The sequence below is a fragment of the Thermosulfurimonas sp. genome (genome assembly GCF_015491435.1).
In the GTDB taxonomy this organism is placed as follows: Bacteria; Desulfobacterota; Thermodesulfobacteria; order Thermodesulfobacteriales; family Thermodesulfobacteriaceae; genus Thermosulfurimonas_A.
In genome coordinates this window covers 1-2,379 of sequence record NZ_WFVX01000057.1, presented here as the reverse complement: position 1 = coordinate 2,379, position 2,379 = coordinate 1, and the positions used below count along the sequence as shown (strand labels likewise).

Below are 2,379 nucleotides of genomic sequence, written 5' to 3'. Positions count from 1 at the left end.
CCCGGAAGACTGTGCACCAGAACCTTTTTGCGTCCGTGGTCCGGAATCCTCATTTTGGAGATTTCTTCCGTCGGGGCCGGGTACTCAAAAGGACATAGGTAGCCCCCGGGCCCCCGTCACAGGGCCGCGCGCTGGCATAAGCCAAAACATGACGTCGATAGGGCCCCCGTTCCAGCCAGAACCTCACCCTCTCCTTTAACACCGGTTTGCCCGGGGAGGAAAGCCCCCGCCCGTGAATAATGAGCACACAGCGATCCCCGCGGAAGATACACTCCCGAAAGAACTCCCGCAGGGCCTCCTCCGCCTCCACCACGGTGAGGCCGTGGAGATCCAGGACCCGGCTGTAGGCAATCCGCCCCTCCCGCAACCTTCGCATAAGCTCCGCCGTCACCCCCGGAGCCCGGCCCTCCATGTATTCCGGGGTCTGCCAGACCCTGACCCGCAGGGGCTCCGGAGGCCAGTTTCGCTCTTCCCCCGGCGGACGGATCGAGCGGGGGACCGGCCTCCAGAAGAACTTCTCCCTGTCGCGCAGGGGGCGCACCTTCCGGAAAAACTCCTCCGGATCCTCCTCACACAGAGGTCGCTCCGGCCCGGGAGGCAGGGTCTCCCGGGCTATCTTCTCCCGCAGGATCTCAAAGGGCCGAAACCCCATCTCCCTCCCCAGCAAACCTCCCGCCTTCCAAGCCCCTACCCCGGGGCTCCTTCAAACCTTACCCCTCCTCCAAACGGATCAGCTCATACCTGCGGGTCCCCAGGCCGATCTCCTCCGCGTGTTCCAGGGTAACCTCCCAGGGGATCCCGGGATAGAGCTTCCGGAACTTGTCCTCCCCGGGAACAGCCCCCTCGGCCCGGGAACCCGGTAGCCCGGATTCCCGATTGACGAGATCCACACTGGCCTGATCTATGGCCACCGGGTCCTCCGAGGCCAGGATACCCACATCGCGCACCAGAGGATAGTCGTTAAAGGGGTAACAGTCGCAGGCCGGGGACACCCGGAGAATAAAATTGAGAAACACCGTTCGCCCCCGCTTGGGCCGAAGCACCGCCGCCGCGTATTCGGCCATCTTGCGCATGAAAAGCTCGGCCTTTTCGTTCCACTGGACCTTGATGGCCTCCTGCGGACAGACCGCGATACATTCCCCGCAACCGATACAGCGTTTCTCGTTGATCCGGTATCGGGGTTTCTTCGTTCCCTGCGCCGGTTCCGGGGCTCCCACCGGACAGAACTCCGCACAGGTTCCGCAGGCCACACAGCGTTTCTTGTCTATCTTCGGGGCCACGGTGGAATGTTGTTCCAGCTTTCCCTTGCGGGCCGCACACCCCATCCCCACATTCTTGATGGCTCCCCCGAAACCGGAAAGCTCGTGCCCCTTGAAATGGGTGAGCACCACCAGACCATCCGCCCGGGCCACCTCCTTGGCCACATAAAACTCGCGGAGCACCGGAAGCTCCAGTTCCACCCGCTCGTAGGAATTACCCCGCAGCCCGTCGGCGATTATGAGAGGCGCCCCCACCACCGCAAAATCAAAACCGTTGCGAATGGCCGTCTCCAGATGGACCACCGCATCCGAACGACTGCCCCGGTAAAGGGTATTGGTGTCGGTAAGAAAGGGCTTGACCCCCAGGCCCCGCAGGTGATCCACCACCCTCCTTACCCACTGAGGACGGAGATAGGCCAGGTTCCCGGCCTCTCCGAAATGGAGCTTTATCCCCACCAGCGCTCCCCTGCGAAACCGATCCCCCAGCCTCAGAGCCGCAAGAAGGGCCTCTACCTTGTCCAGAAGGGAGGTCTTTTTCTTTAAATGAAGATCCACAAAATAAACAGGACTTGCCATCCCCTTCACCTTAATCTTTAATTAAAGCCATGGAAGCGGAGGATCGCAAGCTTTTAACCCTGGTCCAAAAGGAATTTCCCCTGGTGCCCCGTCCCTACGCGCTTCTGGGGGAGAACCTGGGGCTTTCCGAGGAGGAGGTCCTGGCCCGTCTGACCAGGTTGACCCGGGAGGGCATCCTCCGCCAGATAGGGGCCATCTTCAACCCCGGGGCCCTGGGCTACCGAACCACTCTGGTGGCCTTTGCCGTGCCGGAGGCCCTCCGGGAGGAGGCCGCCCGCATCATCAATCAGCACCCCGGGGTAAGCCACAATTACCTGCGGGATCATCGCTTCAATTTCTGGTTCACCCTGGCCGTACCCCCGGGGAAAGATCTGGAGGAGGAGGTAAGAGACCTGGCCCGCCGAGCCTCGGCCGAGGACTATCTTCTCCTGCCCATCAAAAGGGTCTTCCGGATCGCGGTTATCTTCGACCTGGAGGAGGGACAGACCGGGGACGGAAACTTTACCTATGCCGGAACCACCCAGAACCCCGATCCCCGCACCGT

2 protein-coding genes and 1 pseudogene are annotated in these 2,379 nt (G+C 62.0%); 1 reads left to right on the top strand and 2 read right to left on the bottom strand.

What is annotated here, in order from left to right; translation table 11 throughout:
• Nucleotides 1-49: 49 nt before the first annotated feature.
• Both F8J34_RS02600 and F8J34_RS02595 read right to left on the bottom strand, forming a co-directional pair.
• Nucleotides 50-667: a Smr/MutS family protein gene (locus F8J34_RS02600; protein ID WP_297056248.1), complete on the bottom strand. Its 618-nt coding sequence runs from the start codon at nt 665-667 to the stop codon at nt 50-52.
• Nucleotides 668-710: 43 nt separating this feature from the next.
• Entirely contained in the window at nt 711-1,835 is a 1,125-nt protein-coding gene (locus F8J34_RS02595; RefSeq protein ID WP_297056246.1) for a DUF362 domain-containing protein, read from the bottom strand.
• Nucleotides 1,836-1,864: 29 nt separating this feature from the next.
• On the opposite strand from F8J34_RS02595, the pseudogene F8J34_RS02590 reads away from it, so the two are divergent.
• Nucleotides 1,865-2,379 (top strand): annotated as a pseudogene (locus tag F8J34_RS02590) (AsnC family transcriptional regulator); the annotation flags it as partial.